Source organism: Paraburkholderia sp. BR10872 (assembly GCF_040965835.1).
Classification (GTDB): Bacteria; Pseudomonadota; Gammaproteobacteria; order Burkholderiales; family Burkholderiaceae; genus Paraburkholderia; species Paraburkholderia nodosa_A.
The window spans coordinates 18,393-43,073 of sequence record NZ_JBFRCN010000062.1 but is presented as its reverse complement, the minus strand read 5'-3'; the positions used below and the strand labels follow the sequence as shown (position 1 = coordinate 43,073).

The following is a 24,681-nucleotide window of genomic DNA, read 5'->3' as shown; positions in this document are numbered from 1 at the left end:
TGGTTCCCAATGACCGCTGCCTGAGTGCAGCGGTTTTTTTTGCGCCGCCTCGATGGATCCGCTGACTGCACGCACGCAGGCATCGGGGCAAATGCCGACTTCCAGCCAGCCGAACGCCCGCTTTCCCGAAAACGAATTGTTGGCCTCGCGCGCCTGAACCACACTGGCACCTGTCCAGTGGCGCGCACAAACGAATCAGGCGGCCGCCGCGCAGCAGACTCCAAAGCAGACAAAAGCCCCGAAGGGCAAAGGAGGAGACATGACGCGACCCAAGACGCAGCACGGGAGCATCGGCAAACCGGGACGCGAACGGCCCGCACAGACGAACCTGCGCGGCGCGCTGGCGGCGGCGCTCGCCATCGCACTCGCGCCGTCGTTCGCGCACGCCACGGAATGGCGCGTGGGCGTCGAACTGCCGCTCACCGGCGCGCTCGCGCAGGCGGGCACCGAAATGTACCGCGGCATTCAGGTGGCGGCCGACATCTACAACCGGCGCCATCCGCAGGACAAGTTCACGCTGGTGGCCGTCGACGACGAATCGAACCCGGCCAAGGCCGTCGCTGCTGTCGAGCAACTCGCCTCGCAGCACGTGGTCGCGATCGCGGGCGCAGCCAATTCGAACTGCGCCGGCCCGGCGTCGGAAGCTGCGAACAAGGCCGGGCTCGTCTACGTGACGTCGGGCGGCACGAGCGATGACATGGTCACGCGCGGCCTGAAGAACTTCTTTCGCGTGAGCAACACGCCTGGCTACACGAAGGGCATGGTGGGCCTCTTCAACACGCTGGGCGTGAAGTCGGTGGCGATCGTCTACTCGACGAAGGACGCGACGAGCGACCTCGCGAAGCAGCTCGACACGGCGCTCAAGGCGCAAGGCATGAAGACCTTCCTGCATGCCTACGATCCCTCGATCGGCGACTTCAAGCCACTCGTCAACAAGGTCAAGCTGCAGGACAAGCCCGACGCCATGGCGATGCTCGGCTACGAGAACGACTACGTGGGCATTCTGCGCGCCTCGCGCGTGCTCAAGCCCGACCTGAAGGCGATCGCGGCGCCATGGGCGTTCGCGAGCCCGAAGATGGCGCAGTCGTTCCCAGACCTCGTGCCGAACGTGTATGGCGCGACCGTGCTCTCTTCGCCGGCCGACTACCGCTCGGCGGACCAGCGCGACTTCTCCGACACGTACCAGCGGCTCTTCAAGACCACCTCGAACTATCAGTCGCAGACGTCGTTCGTCTACGCGCAACTGTTGTTCGACGCGATCGCGAACGCGCAGAAAGCGGGCACGCTCGACAAGGGCGGTCTCGCCGACACGCTGCGCGCGACCCAGCGCGACGACACGTTCCTCGGCAAGGTGGCGTTCGACGCACGCGGCGACAACACGAACTACGTGGCGCATATGGGCCAGTTCGCGCACGACGGCAAGCTCTCGCTCGTCTGGCCCGCGACCTACGCGACGGCGAAGCCGGTGTATCCCGGCGTGCCGTGGTAACGAAAACATAGAAAAACGAAACAGGGCGAGCACTGCAATTGAACGGTGCCGCTTCCTATTACCGAGACTCAGGTTTGGAGGTTCGATGGACCGCTTCGCGACTCGCAGCAAGCCGCGCGCCCTCGTGCGCGCACTCTTTCGCATCGGCGCGGGCGCCGCAAGCGCCTGCGCGCTGCTCGCCCACACGCCCGCCGCATTTGCCGACACCCTGCCCGTGGGGGTGGAGTTGCCGCTTACCGGTTCGATGGCGCGTGCAGGCAACGCGCAGCTCGAGGGCATCCGGCTCGCCGCCGATCTCTTCAACAACGGTAGCGGCAAACACAAGGTCGCGCTCACCGTGGTCGATGACGAGGCGCAGCCCGCCAAGGCCGTATCGGCGGTGGAGAAGCTCGCGTCGCAAGGCGTGCTCGCCATTACCGGCGGCTACGGCTCCAATTCGGTGAGCCCGGCTTCCGAAGCGGCCGACAAGGCGGGCATCGTCTATATCACCTCGGGGGCCGTGGACAGCGCGATGACCTCGCGCGGCCTCAAGCACTTTTTCCGCATCGGCCCCGCATCGGGCTATTCGAAGGCCGTGGTGGGGCAGTTGAACGCCATGGGCGTGAAGTCGGTTTCGATTCTCGCCTCGACGAAGCAGGCCACCACCGACCTCAGCAACGAAGTCTCGACGCAACTGCGCGCGCAGGGCGTGGCGGTGACGGTGCATGCGTTCGACCCGGCGATGACGGACTTCAAGCCGCTCGTGAACAAGGTGCGCTTGCAGGACAAACCCGAAGTTCTGCTGATGATCGCTTACGAGAACGACTATATCGGCATTCTGCGCGCGGCCAAGGTGCTGCGCCCGCAACTAAAGGCCGTGATGGGCGCGTGGTCCATCGTGACGCCGAAAATGACCACCGACTATCCCGATCTCGTGAACAACGTGATCGGCTGCGCGATGCTGCCATATCCCGCGGACTTCGGCACGGCCGACGGCAAGGCCTTCGTGCAGGCATATCAGGCTGCATATCACAAGGAGCCCGACTATCTGGCCGAATTCGCCTACGTGCAGTCGCGGCTGCTGTTCGAGGCCATGGCGCGCGCTGCCGACGCGGGCACGCTCAAGCAGGACGGCATTGCCGCCGAACTGCGCGCGAAGCCGCACGACACGCTGATCGGAAAGGTGAGCTTCGCGCCGAACGGCGACAACCCCGTGTTCCTGAACAACATGGCGCAGATCCAGGGCAATCGCATCGTGCTCGTGTGGCCGAAGGAGCGCGCCACGGGCAAGCTGAACTACCCCGCGCTGCCGTGGTAATTGCGCGCGCAACGAAGGAGGAGCCGCGATGACGGACCTGTTGCTGCAATCGCTGTATTCGGGCGTGCTGGTGGGCGGCGCCTACGCGCTCGTCGCGCTGGGGCTCGCGCTGGTATTCGGCTCGATGCGCATCATCAATCTCGCCCACGGCGAACTGGTGCTGCTTGCCGCCTATATCGCCTATACGTTCGAGACGAAGCTGGGCCTGAACCCCGTGTTCGCAATTCCGGTGGCGATTCCGGTGGTTTGCGCCGCGGCGGCCGCTGCGTGGTATCTGGTTAGCCGCATCAAGCGCGACCGCGAGCTGAACTCGCTGATTCTGACCTACGGAATCGGCATCGTGTTGACCAATGCCGTGCTGCTGGGCTGGGGCGCCGACGTGCGCTCGACCGGCAGCGCATGGCTGCAGGACAGCGTGATGCTCGGCAACCTGCTTTCCATGCGCAGCGAAGTGCTCTCGTTCGGTATCAGCGTCGTGCTGATGCTCTCGCTCTGGTGGTGGCTCTCGCGTTCGTGGTATGGGCGCGCCGTGCGCGCGATTTCCAGCAACCGCGATGCGGCGCGCCTGATGGGCATCGACCCGCGCAAGACCGAACTGATCTCGTTCGTCGTAGCGGGGCTGCTCGCTTCGTGCGCGGGCGTGTCGATCTACGCGTCGAGCGCGATCCAGCCATCCATCGGCGAAGCGCTGACCGTCAAGGCGTTCATCATCACGGTGCTCGCGGGCGTGGGCTCGATTCCGGGCGTGCTGGCGGGCGCGATGCTGCTCGGCATTACCGAGGCGCTCACCGTCACGCTCGCCAGTTCGGCGTTGCAGGAACTCGCGGGCATGCTGCTGTTTCTGCTCGTGCTCTACGTGCTGCCGAACGGCTTGTTCGGTGTGGCGAAACGAAGGGGATGAGATCGATGTCGACTTTGAAAATCACACCGGCCTGGTCCGGCCCGCGCCTGGCCGGGCTCGCGGTGGCGCTGGCCGTGCTGTATGCGGGCGTGCCGCTCGTGTTCGGGCAAAACCTGTATCTGATGAGCCTGGCGGTGGCCTCGCTCACGATCGCGGGCGTGGCGCTCGCGTGGGCGCTGCTCGGCAACCTCGGCGGCATGGTGAGCTTTGGCCACGCGGCATTTTTTGGCGTGGGCTCGTATATTTCCGCGCTCCTCACGCTCAAGGCCGGCTGGCCCGTGTTTCCCGCGATGCTCGCGGGCGGCGTGGGGGCGGCAGTTGCCTCGCTTGCGATGGCGCCCGCGCTGCGTCTGAAGGGGCCGTACTTCGCGCTTGCCATCCTCGCCTATGCGCAGATCTTCCGCATCATCGCGACCGAATGGTCCGATCTCACGGGCGGCGCGAGCGGCCTTTCGAGCATCCCGGGGCTGCCGAAGGTCGCGGGCTTCGACTTCGGCAGCAAGAGCGGCGGCTACCTCGTCGTGCTCACGCTCGTACTGGTGTTCGCCGCGATCTATGCGCGGCTGCGCGGCAGCCATGTGGGACTCGCGCTGCGGGCGATGCACGAGTCGGAGGACGCCACGCGCGTGGTGGGCGTGAACAGCGTGATGCTCAAGCTCGCCATGCTGATGCTTTCCGCGCTGATGACAGGGCTCGTCGGCGCATTCAACGCGCACTACATCAACTTTCTCGAACCCGACTACGCGTTCAACGCGAGCTGGGCCGTCGTGCCGATCATCGCCGCGATCTGCGGCGGCTATCGCACCATCCTCGGACCGCTCGTGGGCGCGGTGACGGTCTATCTGGTCGACCAGCTCGTGCTCAAGAGCCTGCTGCCGACGGGGCACCAGATCGTGCTGGGCATGCTGCTCGTGGCGATGATCATCGTGAGCCCCGCGGGTCTGACCGCGCTGCGCTTCAAACGTACCCGGCGAGGTGTCTATGCAGCAAGCTGAACAGGCGGCGGAACTGCGCCTGCAGGATGTGTCGATCCGCTTTGGCGGCATCACGGCGGTCAACGGTGTAAAGCTCTCGCTCGGCACGCGCGATGTGGTGGGGCTGGTCGGCCCGAACGGCGCGGGTAAGACGACGCTTTTCAACGCGATTTCGGGGCTCGTTCGGCCCACGAGCGGCTCGATCCGTTTCGGCGATGTGGATTTGTTGAAAGCGCCGCTCTATCGACGCGCGCGCCTGGGCATCGGCCGCACGTTCCAGGTGCCGCAGCCCATGCACGAACTGACGGTGCGCGAGAACCTGATCGTCGCGCAACGCTTCGGCACGGGGCGAGTGGACGAGGCGCGCATCGACGAGATCCTCGCGTTCCTGGGACTCGAAGGCAAGGCGCAGCGCGACGCGGCCACGGAACTTGCGCTCACCGAACTGAAGGCGCTGGAGGTCGCGAAGGCGCTCGCGACGGGGCCGAAGCTGCTGTTGCTCGACGAAGTGCTGGGCGGTCTCGAGACGGCCACCAAGCGCCGCTTCATGCAAACGCTGCTGGCGGCGCATGAGCGATACAACGTAGGCATCCTCATCATCGAGCACGATATAGAAACCGTGATGAGCCTGTGCCGGCGCGTGTGCGTGCTCAACTTCGGCAAGCTGATCGCCGATGGGCCGCCCGCCGAAGTGTTCCGCGATCCCGAGGTCGTGCGCAGCTATACGGGGGAGGCCGCCCATGCTTGAGGTCAGCAGCGCCCGCGCCGGCTATGGCGCGATCAATGTGTTGTGGGACGTTACGCTCAATATCGCGAGCGGCGAGGTCACGACGATCGTGGGCCCGAACGGGGCGGGCAAGACCACGCTGCTACGGGCGATCATGGGGCTCGTGCCGCTGGAGCGCGGCCAGATCACCTTCGACGGCGCGTCGCTCGCGGGCGTGCCTACATGGGACATGGCGCAGCGCGGTGTCGCGATGGTGCCCGAGGGGCGCATGATTTTCCGCGACATGTCGATCGAGGAGAATCTGATGCTGGGCGCGTTTGCGAAAACGCGGCGCGCAGGGGCGAAAACGCAGCTCGAGGAAGTCTATGCGCTGTTTCCGCTGCTCAAGGAGCGGCGCGCGCTGCCTGCGGGCACGCTATCAGGCGGGCAGGCGCAGATGCTGGCGCTGGGGCGCGGGCTCATGTCTTCGCCGCAACTGATGCTGATCGATGAGCCTTCGCTTGGGCTTGCGCCTGTGATGGTGCAGGAAGTTTTTGCGATCCTGGAGCGGCTTAAGGGGGCGGGGCGTACTATCGTGCTGGTGGAGCAGAATACCAATATGGCGCTGCGGCTTGCGGATCAGGTTTATCTCATGCAGGGCGGGAAGGTTACGTTTGCTGCGCGTGCCAGGGAGGTGAACGTGGAGGTGCTTCACGATATGTATTTTGCGCGGTAGCTTTTTTGTCAATAGCGTTTCATGAATCGCATTCATGAAAGCATGCGCGATCCAGGCCTTTATCGAAAAGCCACTCCGTATTTAAATCTCCACTTTGGCAACGAGCTCGAAGTGAGAGGATATGGACTATAGCAATCTGGGCCGCAGTGCACTCAAAGTTTCGCCGCTGTGCCTCGGCGCGATGATGTTTGGCGGCGAGACCGACGAAGCCGCGTCGAAACGCATCATCGACAAGGCCTTCGAACAGGGAATCAACTTCATCGATACGGCGGACGTCTATCACGGAGGCCGCTCGGAAGAAATCGTGGGCCGCGCCATCGCGGCGCAGCGCGACAACTGGGTCGTGGCGACAAAATTCGGTTTCCCGTTCGCACAGGGGCCGAATGAGCAGGGGCAGTCGCGCAAGTGGATCTACCAGTCGGTGGAGGCGAGCCTGAAGCGCCTCGGAACCGACTATATCGACATCCTCTACTTTCACCGCGCTCTGCCCGACGTGCCACTCGACGAAGCCGTGCGCGCCGTCGGCGATCTGATCCGCCAGGGCAAGGTGCGCTATTTCGGCGTGTCGAATTTCCGTGGCTGGCGCATCGCCGAGATCGTGCGCCTCGCGGACCAGATGGGCATGGACCGGCCCGTGGCGAGCGAGCCGCTCTATAACATCGTCGATCGTACGGCCGAGGTCGAGCAGTTGCCCGCGGCCGCGCATTACGGGCTGGGCGTAGTGCCCTACAGTCCGCTCGCGCGTGGCGTGCTGACCGGCAAATACGCCGTCGATGCGCCACCGCCCGGCGACAGCCGAGCGGGCCGCGGCGACCGGCGCATCCACCAGACGGAGTGGCGCGCCGAGTCGTTGCGGATTGCGACCGAGATCGCGAATTACGCCGTAGAGCGCGGCACGACGCCTGTTGCGTTCGCGCTCGCATGGGTGCTCAAGAATCGTCACGTCAGTTCGACGATCGCGGGCCCGCGCACCGAAGCGCATTGGGACAGCTATATCGACGCGCTGAACCTTCAGCTCGGCCCCGACGACGAAACGTTCGTCGACAGCCTCGTGGCGCCGGGGCATGCCTCTACGCCGGGATATACGGACCCGGGCTATCCGGTCGAAGGGCGCAAGACGCGTACGTAATCCGCACCGGCAGGCGCTGCGCTACGCTAAGCGCGATAGCGCAGCGCGTCGATCACTAGCGCGAGCGCGCGCGACGACTGTCGCCGGCTTGGATAAAACGCGTGATAGCCCGGAAATACCGGGCACCAGTCCTTGAGCACGCTTTTCAGGCGGCCTGCGCGGATGAACGACAACGCGGCGTTCTCGGGAACGAACGCGAGGCCGCGACCGTCCAGCGCCGCGTTGAGCATTTGCGGCATGGCGTTGAACGTGAGCTGGCCGTCCACGCGCACTTGCAGCGCATGCTCGTCCTTCTTGAGTTCCCACGCGTACAGGCCGCCCGACGACGTGAGCCGCAGCGTAATGCAATTGTGCTTGAGCAGATCCTGCGGCGCGCGCGGCGCCTTGTGCGCCGCGAAATAATCGGGAGAACCGACGATTGCCATCTTGACGTCCGGCCCGATGCGCACCGCGATCATGTCCTTCTCGACCTGATCGCCCAGGCGCACGCCGATGTCGTAACGATCGGCGACGATGTCGCGCAGGCCGTAGTCCACAGTGATCTCGACCTTGATGTCGGGGTAGTCTGCGAGGAGCGGGCGCAGCTTCGGCCAGATCACGGTGTCGATGGGATGATCGATCGCGGTGATGCGGATGGTGCCCGCGGGCTTGTCGCGCAGTTCGGTGAGCGCGGCAAGCTCGGCGTCGATCTGCTCGAAGCGCGGCGAGAGCGCCTGAAAGAGCCGCTCGCCGGCTTCCGTGGTGGCGACGCTACGCGTGGTGCGCGTGAGCAGACGCAGGCCGAGACGCGTTTCGAGGCTGCGGATGGTGTGGCTCAGCGCCGACTGTGAGACGCCGAGCTGCGCGGCCGCACGCGTAAAGCTGCGCTCGCGCGCGACGGCGAGAAACGCAATGAGATCGCTGAAGTTTTCGCGCGCCATGATGGGGTTCGCTGTGGGGGCGGGTGAAGCGAATCGTATCAAACACGCGAACGGCAGGCGTGCGTCTCGCCTCCTGCCGTTCGACCTCACGACGCTCAGGATCGTCCTGCCCTACGCCGCTTTGATGACGATGGTCGGGCTGCCCGAGACGTTCCTCACGCTCAACCTCACCGACGACGTGACGGCCACGCGCGGCCGCCCCAATGATAAGGAGCGGCCGCGCGTGCACGCCTGGCTCATCGTTCAGTGTGTCAATTGACATTGAAGTGGACGCGAACGTCCTGATGGCTCTCGACGGGCCGACCGTTCTCAATTGCCGGGAAGAAGCGCCACTGCCGCAGCGTGACAAGCAGAATCTGGTTCAGCCGCGGACTTTGCGTGGGCTTCACCAGTTCGATATCGAACGTACCGTCCGCATGGACGGCGAAGCGTACAACGGCGACGGCCTGAAATGCCTGCTCTCGAAGATCGTCGGGGACTTCCGGCATGGGTTGCGAGAGCAGCCGGGCCTGCTGGCTGACGGGCCCGGTTGAACCGTCGGCGTTCGATGGGGGGCCGGACTGCGGCGTGTCAGCGCCCGGGGCAGATGCAGTTTTTGACGCGGGCGTTGCGGATGCGTCTTGCTGTGTGGCTGTCGCGCCTCGAGCAGCGTCGGGTGCCGGGCGGGGCGGCGTAAGCTCGCGAGGGGCATGGTGCGACGCGCTGCTGCGCGCCACCTGCAGCTGCTGCCGTTGCACGCGGGGCGCGCTGTGAGGGGCGGCAGGCGCAGCGAGCCGGACGTTGTCGTGTGGCGTTTCGCTTGCGCGTTGCGCGCGCGGTAGTTCCACGACCTGCAGCTCGATCGCCTGCGGGGGCGCCGCGGGTCGCCCGGAGCCCATGAGCCAGCGCAGATGCGCAAGGAAGAACCACCACGCTATCGCTGCCACCGACGCGGCAACGATAAAGCGACGCACATTGTGGTTGCGGCGTGACAGCGATTCGCTATTCACGATGCACGGCAACGAGAAAATGTTCGGCGCCCGCCTTGCGCGCTTCGAGTATTGCTTCCACGACCACGCCATGCGAAGCGCCGTCGTCTGCGGCTACGACAATACGCCCGTCCTTTCGGAGCAGGTTCGCCACCACCGCGCGCACTTCATCGAGGCGAACGGGCTGCTGGTTCACGAAGATGTGGTTGGCGCGATTCACGGAGATGGTGAGCGGCCGGTCCATCTGCATCGGCTGTGCCTCTCCTCGGGGCAGATCGATATGGACCGCGTCGAGCCGCTGCATCGCCAGTGTCGTCAGCATGAACGTGGCGAGCAGAAAGAACATCACATCAATCATCGGGATGATCTCGATGCGGCCACGTCTCGACGTGCGTGCACGTCTGAGCTTCATGACGCCGCACCGGAGCGTTCGCGCGCGAGGCGCAGGTCGCCGATGCGGCCGTTCGCGAAGGTCTCGACGTCATCCATGAGCCGGTCGACGCGACGCGAAAAATAGTTGAACGCAAAGAGTGCGATCAGTGCGATCACGAGACCGATGGCGGTGGCAACCAGGGCCTGGGCCACACCCCCCGACACGCCCGAAGGGCTGACGAGGCCATCGCCGCCGATCAGTCGGAACGAATGCATCATGCCGACGATCGTGCCAAGCAATCCCAGCAGCGGCGCAGCGGTCACGATCGTTTCGAGCAGCCACAGACCGCGGCCCATCTCGCGCTCGATCTGCGAAGCGGCCGTTTCGACCTGCCCCTCGATGCGCCAGATGGGCATGCTGCTGTCATCGAACAGCATGTCCACGCGTCGCAGCACATGTTCGTCCGGCAGTGCGCGTACGGCGCCATCACGCGGCATTCGGGCGTAGCGCCACCAGACGTACATCCGGTCGAACGTGATGGCGAGTGCGAAGATCGCCAGCAGGCTCAACGGGTAAATGACCCAGCCGCCGAGCCGCAACGCTTCGGCAATACCGTTCCATTCGTTCATGATTGGACTCCTTTACGCGTGAAATGATCAGAAGTGCTTGGTAATACCGGCATAGATCGCTCGCTGCGGGCCGTACTGTGGCGCACCCACGCCGATGCCGGATCCATCACGCAGTTGGTAGACGCGGCCGAAGGCATTGACCAGCACGAGCCGCGCGTCGAAGCGGCCGATCAGCGGTTCGCTGAAATGCTGGATCACACCGACGTTGACCTGCGCATACCAGGGCAGACGCCCGGTATTCGCAAAGCCGCTGCGCAGGCCGCTACCTACGATCGCATCTGTGGTGAGAGTCGTCTGGCCGAGGGAGTAGGTGCCGCCGAACGACGCGGTAATGCGCTGATCGTGATCGAGGTAGACCCAATGGTTTGCAATGTAGGCCAGTTCGTCGGCGCCGAAATTGAACTGCGCCGATTCGATGTTCTTGCCCTGCGCGCGGCTGAATGCGACATTTAGATAGGCCGTCACATTGTCCTGGTGGTAGCTCGACGTGAACTCCACGCCGTAGACGCGCCCATACTGGTAATTGAATGGCGTGAAGATGAGCGCGGTACCGAATTGCCCCTCGTCGAGCAGATTGCTGGCGCGCTTGTAGTACGCGTCGAGTCCAACGGTCACGCTGGAGGTGAGGCGCTGCGTAATGCCGATGTCGAAGTAATCGGCGCGTTCGGGCTTCACGGGATCGTTCTGCGCGTTCGGGCTCTGGTTGGTCGTGCCGTTGAACTTGCTGACCGTGGAGTCGGAAACGAGTTCGAAAGCCGGCGGCGTGAAGTAGCGCGCGTAGCCGGCGTGCAGCGTCGTCGCGTTGGTCGGCTGCCAGACGAGTCCGACGCGCGGGCTCAGTTGTCCGGCCTGCACATACTCGTCCATGCGGTCGTAACGCAGACCATAGTTGAGTGTCAGCTTCGGCGTGATCTTCCACTCATCCTGCAGGTAGAGGCTGTACAGATAGCCTGTTTTGCTGTTGGCATCCTGAATCGTGAGTGGCTGGTCGGAGGTCTGATTGCCGTTCGCGTCGACGGGAAACACGGCCACGCTGTTGTCGAACACGGCATGCTCCTGCTGGAACATGAGACCCGCGCGCAGCGTGTGTTGATCATTGAGCCGGTAAGTGAAATCGGCCTGAACGCCATTCGCCTGGTTGCTGTGGAAGTCCTCCGATGCGACGCCATTGAAAATGAGGTCGCCGACCGGGTCCGGATTGAACTTGGTGCGCGTGTAGCGCGTGAAGAGCGCCACCTGGTAGTCGAGTGCGCCACCGTTGGTGCCCTGCAATGCCACCACCGCGAAGTTGTTCAGCTCCGACTGGGTCTCGTTGAGGTTCGCCGAGTCGAACGTGGACTGGCCGTTCAGCGTGTAGACGGGGGCGAGCCCCGGCGTATTCGGAATCTGGAACTGGTTGCTTGCGGTGCCGAACATCACACTCACGCGCGTGAGCGGGTTGAGCAGGTACGACATGTAGCCGAAACCGTTGCCCTGGCGCGTGTGGTCGTGCAGGGGGCTGCCGTCCGAGGTGGGCGCCTCGATGCCGAGATTGTTCTGGCCGAGCGAACCGGCGAAGTAATAGCTGAACGGGCCGCTGGAGCCGAACACATCGGCGCTCGTCTGGATTGTCTGGTGACTGCCGCCGTAAACGTCAATCGTGCCGCCGTTGCCGGTGTCGCCGGACTTGGTGCGGATGTCGACGATGCCCGCCGTGCGATAGCCGTACTGAGCCGGCAGCGCACCCGTCACGAGATTCACCTGGTCGATGATCCGCGTATCGAGCGATTGCCCGAAGCCGCTGATCGGCTCCGGAATGATGATGCCGTTGAGGCGGTACTGCAGGTTGGCGTGGTCACCGCGCACGTGGAGCTGACCGTAGGAATCGTTGGCGACGCCGGGCGCCTGCAGCAGAACCTGGTTGAGCGGCGTGTTCGCGCCTTGCGGCGACGAGTCGATGTCGGCCTGCGTGATGCGGTAGACGCTCGCACCCACTTCGGGCTGGAGACCGTTGCGAGCGCGGTCAAGGCGCTGGGCGTTGACGGTGATGTCGAGCGTGGAGTCTTTCTGGAGCACGACAGCGACCGGCTCGGGCGCCTGTCCCTGTGTCACCGTCGCGACGCGTGTGACGGTGCCGTAGCCCGTCGCTTCCACGTTGACGGCGTAGGTGCCGGGCGCGATGTCCTCGAGCCGGAAGCGCCCGTTGGCGTCGGCCGTCGTCTGGGCGACTTTTTTGCCGCCGGCGTCCTGGAGCGAGATCTGGACATGGGCGGGCGCGTGGCCCTGAGCGTCGGCCACCGTGCCGGCAAGCGCGGCTTCGCCACTGGCGGCGATCGAACGGGTGCAAAACGTACAGGCGAGCAGCACCATACCGGCCTGCGATTTCAGCGAGCGGTTCATTGTTTTGTTGTGATTTCGGGGTGGACGCGCCTTTTGTCAGGCAACGACGCGCCATCGATCAATCGAGCGTTGGCGCGCAGGATTGGTAATGTTATAACGTAACATAAAGAATTCGCAATCCCCCGCATCGCGCCGATCCAGGGCGCCAGGAACGGGCATGCTCACGCTTGATTGATTTCCCGTGGCGCTCGCTTTCGAAAATCGCTCGACCGGGTCTTGGAAGGAGAGGGGAAGGCTTCAGGGGCGCGGCGTCTTCGAGCCGAGGGGGCGCCCTGGGACCGTCGCGACGTTGGGGCGCACTTGCCAGATGACGCAATCGCCGCGAACCGGCTTGCTGCGATCACGTCATCCGGCAATCGATACGCGGCCGTTATTGCTGGGCGCCTGTCGATACAAAGGCCATGCCATGCGGACTGGCCAAATTGGTTACCAGCGGCAGAAGTGCTCCGCTGCGCAAGTCAAGTTGGCCAACGTAAGCCGGCACTGCCGGCGTGCTACCGGAAGCGGCCACACCCGTCGAGGCGGAGAAAGCCGCGTCACGCTGCCAGACATTGGCGCTGATCTTGTACACCATGTTGGCTTTCGTATCGGATACCAGCAAGTACCCCTGTCGCGCCGCGGCGAATACCGTGTCATCAACCTGCACGTTGCCGAGAAGTGGCAGATATTGCACGCGCGGCTCATCGCCCGACGTGCGCAACAGGACAAGCTGACCGTCTCCCTGATCATCGAGCAGTACATCCCCCGACGGCGTTAGCGTCATCGAATCCGGATCGGTCAGGTTGAGGGTTGCCACGGTGCCAAACGGAATGTTGCTGGCGTCGAGCGAGCCGCTCATGACAGGCGTAACGTCGATCCTGTAGCTGTTTGCATCAAGGTGCACGACGCGGACGATCGCGGGCCCCGTATTCTTGCCGCTAGCGTTAAGGGTGGGATTGGACGCACTGAAGTAGGCCTGGCCGTCCTTGAACACGATGTCGTCATAGCCGCCACCGTGCAGCGTTTTGGCGAAGGAATACGGCTTGGACGCCTGGCCGGTCGCGGGATTGATGATGACGAGGTTCGGATTCGCATCCTCGTTCTGCATCGCCCAGATCTCGCGCGTGTACGGATTGACCTTCAGGCCATCGTTGTGTCCCGCGACTTGATACGACTTCACGATGCTGCCGTCCAGCGTGTATTCGACAATCACGCTCATCGCGCCATTCGTGCCATCCGGTGCGCCGGTGTTTGCATAGCCGACCCAAACGTGATCATCAAGCACGGCAAGTGAGTCCGGTGCGCTCATCAGCCCGCCTGAACCCGTCGCGAAGACGGACAGGCTGAATCCCGGAGTGACTATCGGTTTTGCCGCGGTCTGGGCGTCGGCGGCACCGGCCGCGAAGCAGAGTACGGTGAACGCGAGCGCGGTGCGGCTAAAAATGCGGCTTGCTGCGTGAAGAGTTTGAATGCTTCGCATGTTCATCTCCTGAAGCAGGTACGCGGGCAGAAAAGTCGGGGCGCCATCGTTTTTGAGGCGACCGGTAGGAAACCGAAATAGATGGAAACACGCGGAAGTGACTTGATCGTGACGGTGCATGAGACGCCGCACTTGTTGAGGTGCGGCGAGCGGCGTCTCGCCATACCTCAACTGACCGGTAGCGCAAAATTGCCGCTATACGACGGGGAATCTCCCGCCAGGCGAGAGCTTTGGTACGGTCGGCCACCTGGTCATCGCGCTGCCTGCTGCAAACTGGCCGCGCGATGACGCTTACGAGCAGCGTCGGTTCAGCCGTTCCTCTGCAAATTTTTTACGTCTCGTCGATTCGCCATGCTTGACCGCCACCGTCAGAAGATCGGTGCCTGGCTCGGGATGCTTGCCATCCTGCTGGCAAAGCCGCGGCCAGCCACGCGGCGGACGCGTGTACTTCCCGGCGCGCGAAGCCATTCGTCTCGTGCATCTGAGCGCGACCGCGCTATGGGCCGGGAGGCACCGGCAGCCGCCATGTCCGGGTGCAGGCGTGATTGTTCGGGTCAATGCCAAAGGAGCGCGATAAGAATGATGATCGGAATCGGAACGCCAAGCAGAAAAAGAAGAATTGAGCGCATGTTTGCCTCCTCTCAGAGAAAGTAGTGCGATTGCCGAGCCGTCACCATTCACGCATCCTGCCGCCGATCGTCGCCATGAGACTGGCGGAGAAGGCCCCTATGAGCAGCGAAATGAAGAGCCACAACGTGACGCGAACGGTGGCCCTGCGGACCGCTTCTGCGGCTGCGCGCGCAGCGCGTTCCTCGGCATCGACGTTTTCCTGCAAGCGCGACCAGGTGGTCGTGACGCGCGCGCGGGCATCTGCCGGTGCGAGCCCGGTTCTCTCGGCTACGATGCGCGCTACGTACGCGGTGTCCTCGGCCGAAAGCGCCCCGCCCGCGGGCAGACTGTTGAGGAAAATTCGCGCGATCTCCTGCTTCTGCTGTGCGGTCTCGAAGACCTGTTCGGCATGCAAGGCATTCGGTGAACTCGGAGCACCCGAGGTAGCCAACGCACCGGATGCGTCGGCGCCCGCAACCGGACGCAGCATGCCGTCGATCAGATAGCCCATGGGCCAGGTGCTGTATGCGGCCTGGGCGTTGCCGCGATTGAGGGCGGCAACGCCGCTCGCGACGTGCGCTGCGCTCCGTGCGCCTGCGCTCACGCCCTCTCGGGCCAGCCCGGACATGGCCGCGGTGAACAGGATGGCGGAAAGGAGCGTGGCGAGCGCCCAGGCGAGAAAGCCATGTGCGGTGTCGCGGAAGTGGGTCTCGTCTGTACCGATACCGGGCCAGTGCCGACGCAACCGCCCCGCCAGATAGCCGCCGAGACCGGCAGACATCACCTGCGTCACGCAGATCCAGATGACGGCCGCCACGCCGAAAGTCTCTGCGTGCGCGCCGCTTCCGGACCAGGGCGAAAGCGACGAAAGCCCGAGGCCCGTGCCGAGCATGAGAAGAATGAGGGCGAAGGCCGCCATGCCCACGGCTCCCGCCACGACAGCGCTCCAGGAAACGGCGGAGCGTGGGCGTCCATTGCGGGACTCCGCGACCCGCGCTGCTGCGACGTCATTCCCAAGTCGATCGATCTCATCCATGGCTAACCCTCTTTTCGGTCGTGAGCCTGCATGCGAAGCCACGCAGCGGCAGGCGGGTCAAGAGCGCAACAGCACGAAACGTGCCGCGCGCGCGAACGCAGCGGACCGCGGAAGAGGATGGGAACATGGGCGACGTGCCAGGTATTGCGCAAGCAGGTCCGCTGCTTGCTGCCAGGAAGGCGTCAGACTGCGCACCGCCAGGTAGCGATTTCTCCGCGCCAATGTTCGCTGACCGGTGACGTCGCACTTCGCTGTGCTTCAGGACGTCACCTGCACAATGAGCCCAGGCGGTGCGGCCTTGGGCGCAACGCCTCGCGCCGGGTGCAGGCGAACGCTGCCCGGAGCGGACGAAACAGGACAGCTTCACGTGAGCAACGCCGATCATCCACACGGACAGGCTCTGCGCTTCGTTACCCGGCATCCCCTCCGGTTCGTCTTCCAGGTGTGCACGGCGTTTCGCAGGAACCAGGGGTTGCTGCTCGCAGGTGCGATCGCTTACTACGCGTTGCTGTCTATCGTGCCGCTCCTGATACTCGTCGCGATCGCGTTTAGTCATTTCGTTGGGGAGCAGCTTCTGCTCGATACGCTCGCCCATTTGCTCGAATGGCTCGTACCGGGGCAGTCGAAAGCGATTGTGGCGGAGCTTGCCAGCTTTCTCGCCCATCGCTCCGTGATTGGCTGGTTTCTCGTTCTCACGATGATCTTTTTCAGCTCGCTTGCCTTCACCGTGCTCGAGAACGCGCTTTCAATTATTTTCGTGCACCGGGTCGCGATCCGGCGCAGACACTTCCTGCTGTCGGCAATCGTGCCGTATCTGTTCAGCCTGTCTTTGGGTATCGGCGTGCTGGTGGTGACGCTCGTCTCCAGCGGCCTGCATGCCGTAGCGAGCGACAGCATTGTGCTGTTCGGTCATGCGGTGCCGCTAACAGGCGCGACCCGGGTCGTGCTGTATCTGTGCGGTTTCGCGGGTGAGATTCTGGTATTGACGGCGATTTATCTGGTGATACCGGCGGGGCGCACGACGCTGCGCCATGCGTTCGTCGGCGCGGTCACCGCCGGCGTGTTGTGGGAGATCACGCGACGCGTGCTGGTGTGGTATTTCGCGACGCTCTCCGAGGTGAGCGTCGTCTACGGGACGCTGACGACGGCGATCGTCGTGCTATTCAGCCTCGAAACCCTTGCGACCCTGATGCTGTTCGGTGCGCAACTCATTGCCGAGTACGAGCGCCTCGATACAGGCAATGGCGAGCCGGCATCGCGGCCGGTAGTGACTGGTTGACCACAGGAGGCAGCCGAAAGCCTGCTCGCCACGTCGGATTCGAGCGCCGGACGGTCTTCGTCCCCGGGATCGTTGATCAAATTGCCGTCGGCTGCGCGAGCGCCGACCGGTCAGGGCGGGTACGACGGGTGCTCGAGGGGCTGCTGTCCCGATCTGTCAGGCTTGGTACAGTGCAAGCACCCTTGAATCCAGCAGTCTTTTCCTGGACCATCGCAGCGGTCGCGACTGCGGGTGTCATCCTGCGGCCGCTTGGATGGCCGGAAGCCATCTGGGCGGTCGGAGGGGCGCTGTTGCTAATGCTGTCCGGATTGCTGCCGTTGAGCGCGGCATTGCAGGCTATCGGCAAGGGGACGGACGTCTATCTCTTTCTCGGCGGCATGATGCTGCTTTCGGAAGTCGCCAGACAGGAAGGACTATTCGACTGGATCGCCGCGCTCGCCGTGCAACATGCGCGTGGTTCTCCACTGCGGCTGCTGGTGCTCGTCTACGTGGCAGGAGTCGTCACGACCACTTTTCTCTCGAACGATGCGACCGCGGTCGTCATGACGCCGGCCGTCTACGCCGCCGCCAAAGAGGCCAAGGCTGAGCCGTTGCCCCTCCTGCTCTCGTGTGCGTTCGTCGCCAATGCGGCCAGTTTCGTGCTGCCGATCTCGAACCCGGCCAACCTGGTTCTATATGGAAATCACACGCCGCCGCTCGGAGCCTGGCTCTCGAGATTCGCGCTGGCGTCGGTGCTGTCATTGTTCGCGACCTTTGCGCTCCTATGGTGGACGCAGCGTCGCGCGTTGCAAGGCACCTTGGCCAACGATGAGCCTGAGTCCGGTCTTGGCGCCGGTGGTCGCCTGACGCTTTGCGGCCTCGCACTGACGTCAGTTGCGCTTCTGGCCGCGTCGTTGCGTGGCCTGCAGCTCGGTGCGCCGACCGCAGTAATGGGTTCGCTCACGACCGGCGTCGTGCTATGGCGCGCGCGCGCGTCGCCGTGGCCGTTGCTCAAGCGCATCTCCTGGAGCGTGCTGCCACTTGTCGCCGGGCTGTTCGTGATGGTTGCGTCGCTCGATCATACCGGCGTGATCGACGCGCTGGCCGGTCTGCTGAAGCACGCGACTTCGGCGAACGAGACACTGACAGGATTGGGCGCGGGCGCGGCGGCGGCGTTCGTCAGCAACGTCGTCAACAACCTGCCTGCGGGACTGGTTGCTAGCGCAGCAACGATCAAGGCGCAGAGTCCCCAGCCAGTAATCGACGCGTTATTGATCGGCGTCGATCTCGGGCCTAACCTCTCGGTGACTGGATCGCTCGCGACGATCCTGTGGCTCGCCGCGCTTCGCCGCGAAGGTGAGTCCATTACCTTTGGCCGCTTTCTGAGCGTGGGCGCCGTCGTGATGCCGCCGGCCCTGATTTGCGCATTGGCCGCAAGGCTTCTGGCGGGAAGCTAGCCGAGTCGCTTTCACGTAATAACCCGGAGGCGGGGCTCTCAAGTGCTACGAACTGTTGCTCGAGAGGCTTGTCGAGTTCCTCGCGCTCACATCGATTTCGTCAGGCGATTCCGGCCTAGCCCGGTTAGGCTATCAGGCCGCGGCAATCGTCATCGCGCTGCATCACGTTACTTTCGACTGTCTGCAGATTGCCGGGCTGAACGCATCCTGTTTTACGCGACCCGCGCTCTCGGCGTCGCCTTCAGATCACGAAGAATCCATGTGTGCCGTCGCGCTCTAGCTGCGCCACGAGCCCGTACTCCCATTCGAGGTACGCGTTCATCGCCTCGCGGGCGTTGTCGGTACCTTCGTAAGGGCGCCGGTAGCGGTCGATACGCGGCGACGCCAGATGCGCATCGCCGCTTTGCACCGGCAGGCCGGCGCCTATCCATGCCGCCGTGCCGCCTTCCAGCACTTCGACGGGCTTGCCCGTGAGCGAGGCAATCTCGGACGCGGCGAACGGTGCGAGCGCGTTGGTAATGCACACGGCCACATAGCGGCGCGCATCGGGCAGCGCGCGCAGATCGTCGAAGCCTGGCGCGAGATGCGACCGCAGCGCCCACCACGCGCCGGGAATATGTGCCTTCACGTGATTGGCGCTCGAAAGTGAAATCGAGCACGACAGTGCCATGATCGCTCGCGGCAAGACGCGTGGCGAGCGCTTCGGGCGTGATCGTCGAGACGCTGGCGGCGGCGGGCTTCGGCGCGCGCCATGCGCCCGCTTCGGTGAGGTGCCCGCTGCGGGCTTCGTCGATCACATGCACGTCGACGTTCATCTGTGCGAGCCAGGAAGCGGTCATGTTGGCACGCACGCCGTCGTCGTCGAACAGGACCACGCGCGCGCCACGCACCGGCGCGAACATTTCGGTTTCCTAAACGAGCTGCCCGCCCGGCGCACCCTGAAACCCTGGAGCATGCGCGTGTTCATACTCGGCAGGCGTGCGCACGTCGAAGCGATACGTCGTACGCGACGTGTCGGCGGCCCACTGTTCGGCTTGCGCGAGCGTCGTGCGCCGCACGCCCGCGCGGCTGGCGAGCGCGGCGGCCGCTGCGCGCGATTGCGCGAGCGTGGCCGCGTCGCGTCCCGCCTGCGGTTCGAACTGGCGTGCGCTGCCATGCTCGAGCGTCTGCCCGGCCAGCGTCCAGCCGATCGTGCCGTTGCGCAGCGCCGCCACCGGGTTCGGCAGCCCCGCATTCACGAGCGATTGCGTGCCGATGATGCTGCGCGTGCGCCCCGCGCAGTTCACGATGACGCGCGTAGCGGGATTGGGCGCCAGCGCGCGGGCGCGCAGCGCGAGTTCCGCACCTGGCACGCTGATGCTGCCGGGAATGTTCATCGTCTGGTACTCGTCGAAGCGGCGCGCGTCGAGCACGACCACGTCTTCGCCGCCCGAGAGCAGCGCATTCACGGCCTCGGCCGTCAGCGAAGGCGTATGGCGCTCCGCTTCGACGAATTCACCGAACGCCTTGCTCGGCACGTTCACGTCGCGGAACACCTCGCCGCCCGCATCGATCCAGCCCGCGAGTCCGCCTTCCAGCAGCGCGATATCGGTGTAGCCAAGCGCGTCGAGCTTCGTGGCCGCGCGCTGTGCGAAGCCTTCGCCGCTATCGAGCAGCACGATCGGCACGCTGCGGCGCGGCAGCTTCGTCCAGGCGTCGAGTTCGAGCTTCGAGAGCGGCAGGTTGGCGGCAAAAAGCGGATGGCATTGCGCATGCGGATCTTCCTCGCGCACGTCGAGCAGCGCGATCTCGCGGCGGGCGAGCAGGGCGTCGCGCACGTCCTGATGCGTGCGTACGGGAAATGACTTCATGAGGCGTTGGGTTCCTTGCTGAGATCCCAGAAGTTCGGGAGGACGTCGTTCGAGTAACCGGAGATGAAGGGCTTGGGCGAGGCGTCGGCCGGATAGGTAAACCGGCGCACCGCGCCGATGTTCGCCCCATACACGTGAATGCTGACCGAAACGCGATCGTCGTAGGCATTGCGCACGCGGTGGATGTCGCCGAGCGTCGGCGAGACGGCCTCGACCTCGCCGCGCTGAAGCAACACCTCGCGGCCCAGCGGATGCAACGCACCCGCCGCGTCGTGCGCGTAGGGCTGCGCATATTCGGCGCCGCGCAGCACACCTATCAGGCCCCACACCGTGTGGTCGTGAACGGGCGTTTGCTGGCCCGGTCCCCAGACAAAGCTGACCACCGAAAAGCGCTGGCGCGCGTCGGCGTAGAGCAGGTATTGCTGATAGCGCTCAGGCGAGGGCGCGGCGTAGGCGTCGGGCAACCAGTCGTCGTCGCGTACGAGTTCGCGCAGCGCATCGAGGCCGCGATCGATCAATCTGGACTCGCGCGGCGCGTGGTCCACGAGTTCCGCAATCGTGCCGACGAAGCGGCGAAGCTTGTGAATGCCCATCAGAACTTGCGGATGGGCGCATGCCGGAGGACGGCGCGCGGTGCAGCGGTGCCGATATCTGCGGCGTCGGGATGGCTCATGGCGGTCTCTCCAGCCGTATCAGGCGGCGGCGCGTACGCGCGAGGCCAGTTCGCGCGTGGCCGGAATCAGCGCGCGGCCGTAATCGATGGCGTCCTCGAGCGGGTCGAAGCCGCGAATCAGGAACGTCGTCACGCCCAGCGCGTGATATTCGGCGAGCGTCTGCGCCACCTGGCCAGGCGTGCCCACGAGCGCCGTCGAGTTCGAGCGCCCGCCAATTTCCTTCGCGACGGCGGTCCACAGGCGGTCGTCGGCGCGCACGCCGTCGCCCGCTGCGCCGAGCAGGCGACGCGCGCCTTCGCTCTGAAGCGGGGCGCCCGTGTCGAGACCCTGTTCGGCGCGCAGGCGGCGCGTCTCGTTGAGGATATGTTCGGCGCGCTCCCACGCCGCCTTCTCGGTGTCGGCGAGGATCGGCCGGAACGACACGGAGAAGCGCACCTGGCGTCCGTGTTTCGCGGCTTCGGCACGCACGCGAGCAATGAGGTCGGCCACGCCTTGCTTCGATTCGCCCCACAGCGCGTACACATCCGCGTGCTTGCCGGCCACCGCGAGCGCGGCTTCGGAAGCGCCGCCGAAGTAGATCGGCACGTGCGGCTGCTGACGCGGCTTGACCTCCGACCACGCCTGTTCGAAGCGATAGAAGCGGCCTTTGTGGTCGAACGGTTTGCTTTCGGTCCATACACGTTTGAGCACCTGCAGGTACTCGTCGGTGCGCGCGTAGCGCTCGTCGTGGCTCAGGTAGTCGCCGTCGCGACGCTGGTCGGCGTCGCTGCCGCCCGAGATGAAGTGCACGGCGAGCCGGCCGCCGGAAAAGTGATCGAGCGTTGCGAGCTGGCGTGCGGCGAGCGTCGGCGAGACAAAGCCGGGGCGGTGCGCCAGCATGAAATGCACGCGCGATGTCACGCTTGCCGCATAGGCGATCGTCAGCGTGGCGTCGGGGCTGACCGAGCTGTGCGGCACGAGAATGCGGTCGAAGCCTGCGTGCTCGTGCGCCTGCGCAAAGTCGCGAACGTAGTCGACGTCGATGGCCGGACCTTCGGCGAGATGCGTCTCCGACACCTTGCGCTGCTGGATCATGCCGATGAATTCGATGCTCATGCGGGCTCCCTGGGTGGACGAACGATCCAAAGAGGCTACCACCCGGGCATGCGAGGTTTAAATATTGAATGCTGATAAACATTCCATTTGCACATGACATGCAGCGACATGCCGCGCGCCGAAAAAGGAAAGTCCGAATCGTTCTTTGCCGGCGGCCGAGCGCTCACCGATACTCGGACTTCCGGCGCGCGGTTGCGCCCCACGTGCCCCTTCGCAGGACATTCCCATGAGCGATCCCATACTGCACGACCGTCATGCGCACACCACACTGCGCCTCATCGGCCCCGATCCGGAAGATTGGGTCGTCAACCGTGACGGCATCGATCACAACGTGGTCGTCGTGGGCGGCGGCCAGAGCGGCACGGCCTTCGCGTTCGGCTTGCGGCGCGCGGGGATCGGCAAGGTCAGCGTGATCGACGGCGCGCCTGGCGCGCCGCACGCGGGTGTCTGGACCACACGCGCTCGCATGCAGCGCTTGCGCACGCCCAAGACACTGGCGGGGCCGGAAGCAGGGTTGCCCGCGCTGAGCTTCCAGGCGTGGTACGAAGCGCGTCACGGCGAGGCCGCGTACGCCGAATTCGAACGCATTGGCCGCGAGGATTGGGCCGAGTATCTCGCGTGGTATCGGGAATTCCTCGGCATCGCGGTTCGTTACGGCACGACGCTCACGCGCATCGAACCGGTTGGAACGCACTTCAGGCTACATCTCGACGTTCGTCACGGTGACGATGTCGTGCGGCGTGTGGAAACGGCGCGCAAGGTGATACTCGCAAACGGCGTGGCGGGCAATGGCAAGCCCAACGTCGCCGTGGCGCTGGCCGTGCTGCCGCGCACGCACCTCGCGCATACGTCCGATGCGATCGATTTCGCCGCATTGCGCGGCAAGTCCGTCGCGGTGGTCGGGGGCGCGGCCTCGGCGTTCGACGCGGCGGCGACGGCGCTCGAAGCGGGCGCTGCCGATGTGCATCTCTTCGTGCGTCGCGCGCTGTTGCCAAGCCTTCCTGTGACGCGCGCCCGTGCGTATCCAGGCGCTTACGACAACTATCCCGCGCTGCCCGACGCGCTGCGCTGGCGCCTGGCACTGCGCTTTCGTCGCGCGGGATCGACGCCGCCCGCCGACGCCGTCTCACGCGCCACGCGCTTCCCGAACTTCCATCTGCATCTGGACGCCGTGTGGCAGCGCGCGACGGTGGAGGGCACGCGCGTAGCGGCGCGGGTGAACGACGCGACGTTCGCATTCGATTTCGCGATTGCCGGAACCGGTTACGCCGTCGACCTGCACGCGCGGCCCGAGCTTGCCGACCTGGCCGATCACGTGCTGCTCTGGCGCGATCATTACACGCCGGCGCCGCACGAGCAGGACGAGGCGCTCGGCGCGCATCCTTACCTCGGCGCGGCGCTCGAATACCTGGAGAAGACGCCGGGCACGGCACCGTTCCTGCGCAATGTTCACGTCTTCAATCCGGCCGCGTTCGTGAGCCGCGGGCTGCCCGTTGGCGACGTGCCGAGCATGAAGCGCGATATTCCCGCCGTGATCCGGCGCATCAGCGAGGATCTGTTTCTCGACGATATCGAGGCGCATGAGGCGCGGATGAGCGCCGTGGTGGCCGCCGATTTCGAGCCGTCGCTGTATGTGGACAGCGTGTACAGTGAAGAGCGCGTCGAGTCGGCACCGTCGCGATAACGGAGCGGCTTACACGCCGATCGCAATCGCACGCTTTTGCGCGAAGTCCCAGCGCTCGGCGTGCGCCGTCTCCACCGGGGCCGGCAGCAGATGCGCGTTGAAGAACGTATCGGCGATTTTCTGCTGCTCGCCGAAAACCGGGGCGCTGACCTCGCGCACGAGATAGCTTCGGCGTGCGTTGGCGCGCTCGATGGTGGGCGCATCGAGCCCCCAGACCGGCGCGAGCAGCCGCGCGGCGTCCTGCGGCGCGCTGCGCACCCATTGGCCGGCGTCGCGCAACTGCGCATAGACCACGGCGATCACGTCGGGCCGCGCCTGCGCGAAACGCGTGGAGGCGAGATAGTAGCGCTGGTAGGTGGCGAGCCCCTTGCCGTCGGCGAGCACGCGCACGTCGGGCTGCTGGTCGACCGAGGCCACATAGGGGTCCCACGTCACCCACGCGTCGACGCTGCCGTTCTCGAAAGCGGCGCGCCCGTCTGCAGGCGTGAGGTAGTGGATGCGCACCGCTTCGGCGGGCACGTTCGCCTGCGCGAGTGCAGCCAGTAGCAGATAGTGGCTGCCGGCCGCCTTCGTCACGGCGATGTCCTTGTCGCGCAGGTCGGCGAGCGTGCGCAGCGCACCCGCGCGCTTGACGATGATGGCCTGCGCACCGGGCGAGGGCGCTTCCTGGGCGACGTAGACGAAGCGCGCATGTGCAGCCTGCGCGAAGATCGGCACGGTGTCGGCAACATCGGCGCTGAAATCCACGGCTTGCGCATTGAGCGCTTCGGTGAGCGGCAGCCCGCTCGCGAACTCGCTCCAGCTCACGCTCACGCCGAGCGGCGCGAGCGCGGATTCGAGCTTGCCTTGCGTCTTGAGCACGGTGATCAGCGTAGACGACTTCTGATAGCCGATTCGCAGCGTGGAAGCCGGTGCGGCAAAAGCGAGACCCGTGGTCGCCGCGACGCCGAGAATCGATCCATGAATGAGCAGGCGTCGGCGGGAGGGAGAGAACATGGCGGACCCAGCGGATTCAGTTGACGAATCGAAAATGCTGGATGACCTTCGCGCACAAGGCA

At 64.9% G+C, this 24,681-nt stretch carries 21 protein-coding genes and 1 pseudogene; 11 read left to right on the top strand and 11 right to left on the bottom strand.

What is annotated here, in order from left to right; genetic code table 11:
- Nucleotides 1–259: 259 nt before the first annotated feature.
- From AB4Y43_RS34140 to AB4Y43_RS34110, 7 genes are all read left to right on the top strand, one after another.
- Entirely contained in the window at nt 260–1,489 is a 1,230-nt protein-coding gene (locus AB4Y43_RS34140) for an ABC transporter substrate-binding protein (RefSeq protein WP_342950104.1), read from the top strand.
- Nucleotides 1,490–1,574: 85 nt separating this feature from the next.
- Nucleotides 1,575–2,786, top strand: coding sequence for an ABC transporter substrate-binding protein (locus tag AB4Y43_RS34135; RefSeq protein WP_368602046.1), 1,212 nt, complete (start codon nt 1,575–1,577; stop codon nt 2,784–2,786).
- A 28-nt stretch (nt 2,787–2,814) separates the two neighbouring features.
- On the top strand, nt 2,815–3,687 hold the full coding sequence (locus AB4Y43_RS34130; RefSeq protein ID WP_368602047.1) for a branched-chain amino acid ABC transporter permease: 873 nt from the start codon (nt 2,815–2,817) through the stop codon (nt 3,685–3,687).
- Between the two features lie 5 nt (nt 3,688–3,692).
- The gene (locus tag AB4Y43_RS34125) at nt 3,693–4,682 is read left to right on the top strand and encodes a branched-chain amino acid ABC transporter permease (protein WP_342950102.1); all 990 of its coding nucleotides are present in this window, start codon (nt 3,693–3,695) and stop codon (nt 4,680–4,682) included.
- Nucleotides 4,669–5,409, top strand: a complete 741-nt coding sequence (locus AB4Y43_RS34120) for an ABC transporter ATP-binding protein (RefSeq protein ID WP_368729801.1) — start codon at nt 4,669–4,671, stop codon at nt 5,407–5,409. Before AB4Y43_RS34125 ends, AB4Y43_RS34120 begins: the two co-directional genes overlap by 14 nt.
- Complete coding sequence (locus AB4Y43_RS34115; RefSeq protein WP_368602050.1) at nt 5,402–6,103, top strand: ABC transporter ATP-binding protein; 702 nt, start codon at nt 5,402–5,404, stop codon at nt 6,101–6,103. Before AB4Y43_RS34120 ends, AB4Y43_RS34115 begins: the two co-directional genes overlap by 8 nt.
- Nucleotides 6,104–6,224: 121 nt before the next feature.
- A complete protein-coding gene (locus AB4Y43_RS34110; RefSeq protein WP_368619502.1) occupies nt 6,225–7,232 on the top strand; it encodes an aldo/keto reductase in 1,008 nt (335 codons plus the stop codon).
- A 26-nt stretch (nt 7,233–7,258) separates the two neighbouring features.
- Here the strand turns inward: AB4Y43_RS34110 and AB4Y43_RS34105 are convergent, their stop codons facing one another.
- Nucleotides 7,259–8,152 (bottom strand): LysR family transcriptional regulator, encoded by an 894-nt coding sequence (locus AB4Y43_RS34105; protein WP_069266851.1) that lies wholly within the window; start codon nt 8,150–8,152, stop codon nt 7,259–7,261.
- On the opposite strand from AB4Y43_RS34105, the gene AB4Y43_RS34100 reads away from it, so the two are divergent.
- A complete protein-coding gene (locus AB4Y43_RS34100) occupies nt 8,124–8,411 on the top strand; it encodes a hypothetical protein (RefSeq protein ID WP_342950140.1) in 288 nt (95 codons plus the stop codon). The genes AB4Y43_RS34105 and AB4Y43_RS34100 overlap by 29 nt on opposite strands.
- Here AB4Y43_RS34100 and AB4Y43_RS34095 read toward each other — a convergent pair.
- The 6 genes from AB4Y43_RS34095 to AB4Y43_RS34070 form a co-directional block, all read right to left on the bottom strand.
- Complete coding sequence (locus AB4Y43_RS34095) at nt 8,404–9,141, bottom strand: TonB family protein (RefSeq protein WP_368729800.1); 738 nt, start codon at nt 9,139–9,141, stop codon at nt 8,404–8,406. The genes AB4Y43_RS34100 and AB4Y43_RS34095 overlap by 8 nt on opposite strands.
- A complete protein-coding gene (locus tag AB4Y43_RS34090) occupies nt 9,134–9,532 on the bottom strand; it encodes a biopolymer transporter ExbD (protein ID WP_069266848.1) in 399 nt (132 codons plus the stop codon). Before AB4Y43_RS34090 ends, AB4Y43_RS34095 begins: the two co-directional genes overlap by 8 nt.
- Nucleotides 9,529–10,122, bottom strand: a complete 594-nt coding sequence (locus tag AB4Y43_RS34085) for a MotA/TolQ/ExbB proton channel family protein (RefSeq protein ID WP_069266847.1) — start codon at nt 10,120–10,122, stop codon at nt 9,529–9,531. Before AB4Y43_RS34085 ends, AB4Y43_RS34090 begins: the two co-directional genes overlap by 4 nt.
- Nucleotides 10,123–10,149: 27 nt before the next feature.
- On the bottom strand, nt 10,150–12,501 hold the full coding sequence (locus AB4Y43_RS34080) for a TonB-dependent receptor (protein WP_368729799.1): 2,352 nt from the start codon (nt 12,499–12,501) through the stop codon (nt 10,150–10,152).
- Between the two features lie 370 nt (nt 12,502–12,871).
- A complete protein-coding gene (locus AB4Y43_RS34075) occupies nt 12,872–13,960 on the bottom strand; it encodes a hypothetical protein (protein ID WP_368729798.1) in 1,089 nt (362 codons plus the stop codon).
- Nucleotides 13,961–14,630: 670 nt separating this feature from the next.
- Nucleotides 14,631–15,605, bottom strand: a complete 975-nt coding sequence (locus tag AB4Y43_RS34070) for a hypothetical protein (RefSeq protein ID WP_368729797.1) — start codon at nt 15,603–15,605, stop codon at nt 14,631–14,633.
- A gap of 367 nt (nt 15,606–15,972) precedes the next feature.
- On the opposite strand from AB4Y43_RS34070, the gene AB4Y43_RS34065 reads away from it, so the two are divergent.
- Entirely contained in the window at nt 15,973–16,884 is a 912-nt protein-coding gene (locus AB4Y43_RS34065) for a YihY/virulence factor BrkB family protein (protein WP_368729796.1), read from the top strand.
- A 182-nt stretch (nt 16,885–17,066) separates the two neighbouring features.
- Entirely contained in the window at nt 17,067–18,320 is a 1,254-nt protein-coding gene (locus AB4Y43_RS34060) for an arsenic transporter (RefSeq protein WP_368729810.1), read from the top strand.
- Nucleotides 18,321–18,561: 241 nt separating this feature from the next.
- Here the strand turns inward: AB4Y43_RS34060 and AB4Y43_RS34055 are convergent.
- The 3 genes and pseudogenes from AB4Y43_RS34055 to AB4Y43_RS34045 all read right to left on the bottom strand — a co-directional run bounded on the left by AB4Y43_RS34055 (nt 18,562) and on the right by AB4Y43_RS34045 (nt 21,939).
- Nucleotides 18,562–20,170: pseudogene (locus AB4Y43_RS34055) on the bottom strand (rhodanese-related sulfurtransferase).
- Nucleotides 20,167–20,763 (bottom strand): cysteine dioxygenase, encoded by a 597-nt coding sequence (locus AB4Y43_RS34050; protein WP_069266841.1) that lies wholly within the window; start codon nt 20,761–20,763, stop codon nt 20,167–20,169. Before AB4Y43_RS34050 ends, AB4Y43_RS34055 begins: the two are co-directional and overlap by 4 nt.
- A 99-nt stretch (nt 20,764–20,862) precedes the next feature.
- Nucleotides 20,863–21,939, bottom strand: a complete 1,077-nt coding sequence (locus tag AB4Y43_RS34045; RefSeq protein WP_368729795.1) for an LLM class flavin-dependent oxidoreductase — start codon at nt 21,937–21,939, stop codon at nt 20,863–20,865.
- A 226-nt stretch (nt 21,940–22,165) separates the two neighbouring features.
- Between AB4Y43_RS34045 and AB4Y43_RS34040 the strand changes: the two genes are divergently transcribed.
- A complete protein-coding gene (locus tag AB4Y43_RS34040) occupies nt 22,166–23,623 on the top strand; it encodes an NAD(P)-binding domain-containing protein (protein ID WP_368729794.1) in 1,458 nt (485 codons plus the stop codon).
- A 9-nt stretch (nt 23,624–23,632) separates the two neighbouring features.
- On the opposite strand, the gene AB4Y43_RS34035 is transcribed toward AB4Y43_RS34040, so the two are convergent.
- Nucleotides 23,633–24,619: an aliphatic sulfonate ABC transporter substrate-binding protein gene (locus tag AB4Y43_RS34035; RefSeq protein WP_368684430.1), complete on the bottom strand. Its 987-nt coding sequence runs from the start codon at nt 24,617–24,619 to the stop codon at nt 23,633–23,635.
- Between the last annotated feature and the right edge of the window lie 62 nt (nt 24,620–24,681).

What these genes read in the sequence shown, in the direction of transcription:
- AB4Y43_RS34140 (WP_342950104.1), top strand. Translation starts at nt 260, where the DNA reads ATGACGCGACCCAAGACGCAGCACGGGAGCATCGGCAAACCGGGACGC.
- AB4Y43_RS34135 (WP_368602046.1), top strand. Translation starts at nt 1,575, where the DNA reads ATGGACCGCTTCGCGACTCGCAGCAAGCCGCGCGCCCTCGTGCGCGCA.
- AB4Y43_RS34130 (WP_368602047.1), top strand. Translation starts at nt 2,815, where the DNA reads ATGACGGACCTGTTGCTGCAATCGCTGTATTCGGGCGTGCTGGTGGGC.
- AB4Y43_RS34125 (WP_342950102.1), top strand. Translation starts at nt 3,693, where the DNA reads ATGTCGACTTTGAAAATCACACCGGCCTGGTCCGGCCCGCGCCTGGCC.
- AB4Y43_RS34120 (WP_368729801.1), top strand. Translation starts at nt 4,669, where the DNA reads ATGCAGCAAGCTGAACAGGCGGCGGAACTGCGCCTGCAGGATGTGTCG.
- AB4Y43_RS34115 (WP_368602050.1), top strand. Translation starts at nt 5,402, where the DNA reads ATGCTTGAGGTCAGCAGCGCCCGCGCCGGCTATGGCGCGATCAATGTG.
- AB4Y43_RS34110 (WP_368619502.1), top strand. Translation starts at nt 6,225, where the DNA reads ATGGACTATAGCAATCTGGGCCGCAGTGCACTCAAAGTTTCGCCGCTG.
- AB4Y43_RS34100 (WP_342950140.1), top strand. Translation starts at nt 8,124, where the DNA reads ATGAGATCGCTGAAGTTTTCGCGCGCCATGATGGGGTTCGCTGTGGGG.
- AB4Y43_RS34105 (WP_069266851.1), bottom strand. Translation starts at nt 8,152, where the DNA reads ATGGCGCGCGAAAACTTCAGCGATCTCATTGCGTTTCTCGCCGTCGCG.
- AB4Y43_RS34090 (WP_069266848.1), bottom strand. Translation starts at nt 9,532, where the DNA reads ATGAAGCTCAGACGTGCACGCACGTCGAGACGTGGCCGCATCGAGATC.
- AB4Y43_RS34085 (WP_069266847.1), bottom strand. Translation starts at nt 10,122, where the DNA reads ATGAACGAATGGAACGGTATTGCCGAAGCGTTGCGGCTCGGCGGCTGG.
- AB4Y43_RS34080 (WP_368729799.1), bottom strand. Translation starts at nt 12,501, where the DNA reads ATGAACCGCTCGCTGAAATCGCAGGCCGGTATGGTGCTGCTCGCCTGT.
- AB4Y43_RS34075 (WP_368729798.1), bottom strand. Translation starts at nt 13,960, where the DNA reads ATGCGAAGCATTCAAACTCTTCACGCAGCAAGCCGCATTTTTAGCCGC.
- AB4Y43_RS34070 (WP_368729797.1), bottom strand. Translation starts at nt 15,605, where the DNA reads ATGGATGAGATCGATCGACTTGGGAATGACGTCGCAGCAGCGCGGGTC.
- AB4Y43_RS34050 (WP_069266841.1), bottom strand. Translation starts at nt 20,763, where the DNA reads ATGGGCATTCACAAGCTTCGCCGCTTCGTCGGCACGATTGCGGAACTC.
- AB4Y43_RS34045 (WP_368729795.1), bottom strand. Translation starts at nt 21,939, where the DNA reads ATGAGCATCGAATTCATCGGCATGATCCAGCAGCGCAAGGTGTCGGAG.
- AB4Y43_RS34040 (WP_368729794.1), top strand. Translation starts at nt 22,166, where the DNA reads ATGAGCGATCCCATACTGCACGACCGTCATGCGCACACCACACTGCGC.
- AB4Y43_RS34035 (WP_368684430.1), bottom strand. Translation starts at nt 24,619, where the DNA reads ATGTTCTCTCCCTCCCGCCGACGCCTGCTCATTCATGGATCGATTCTC.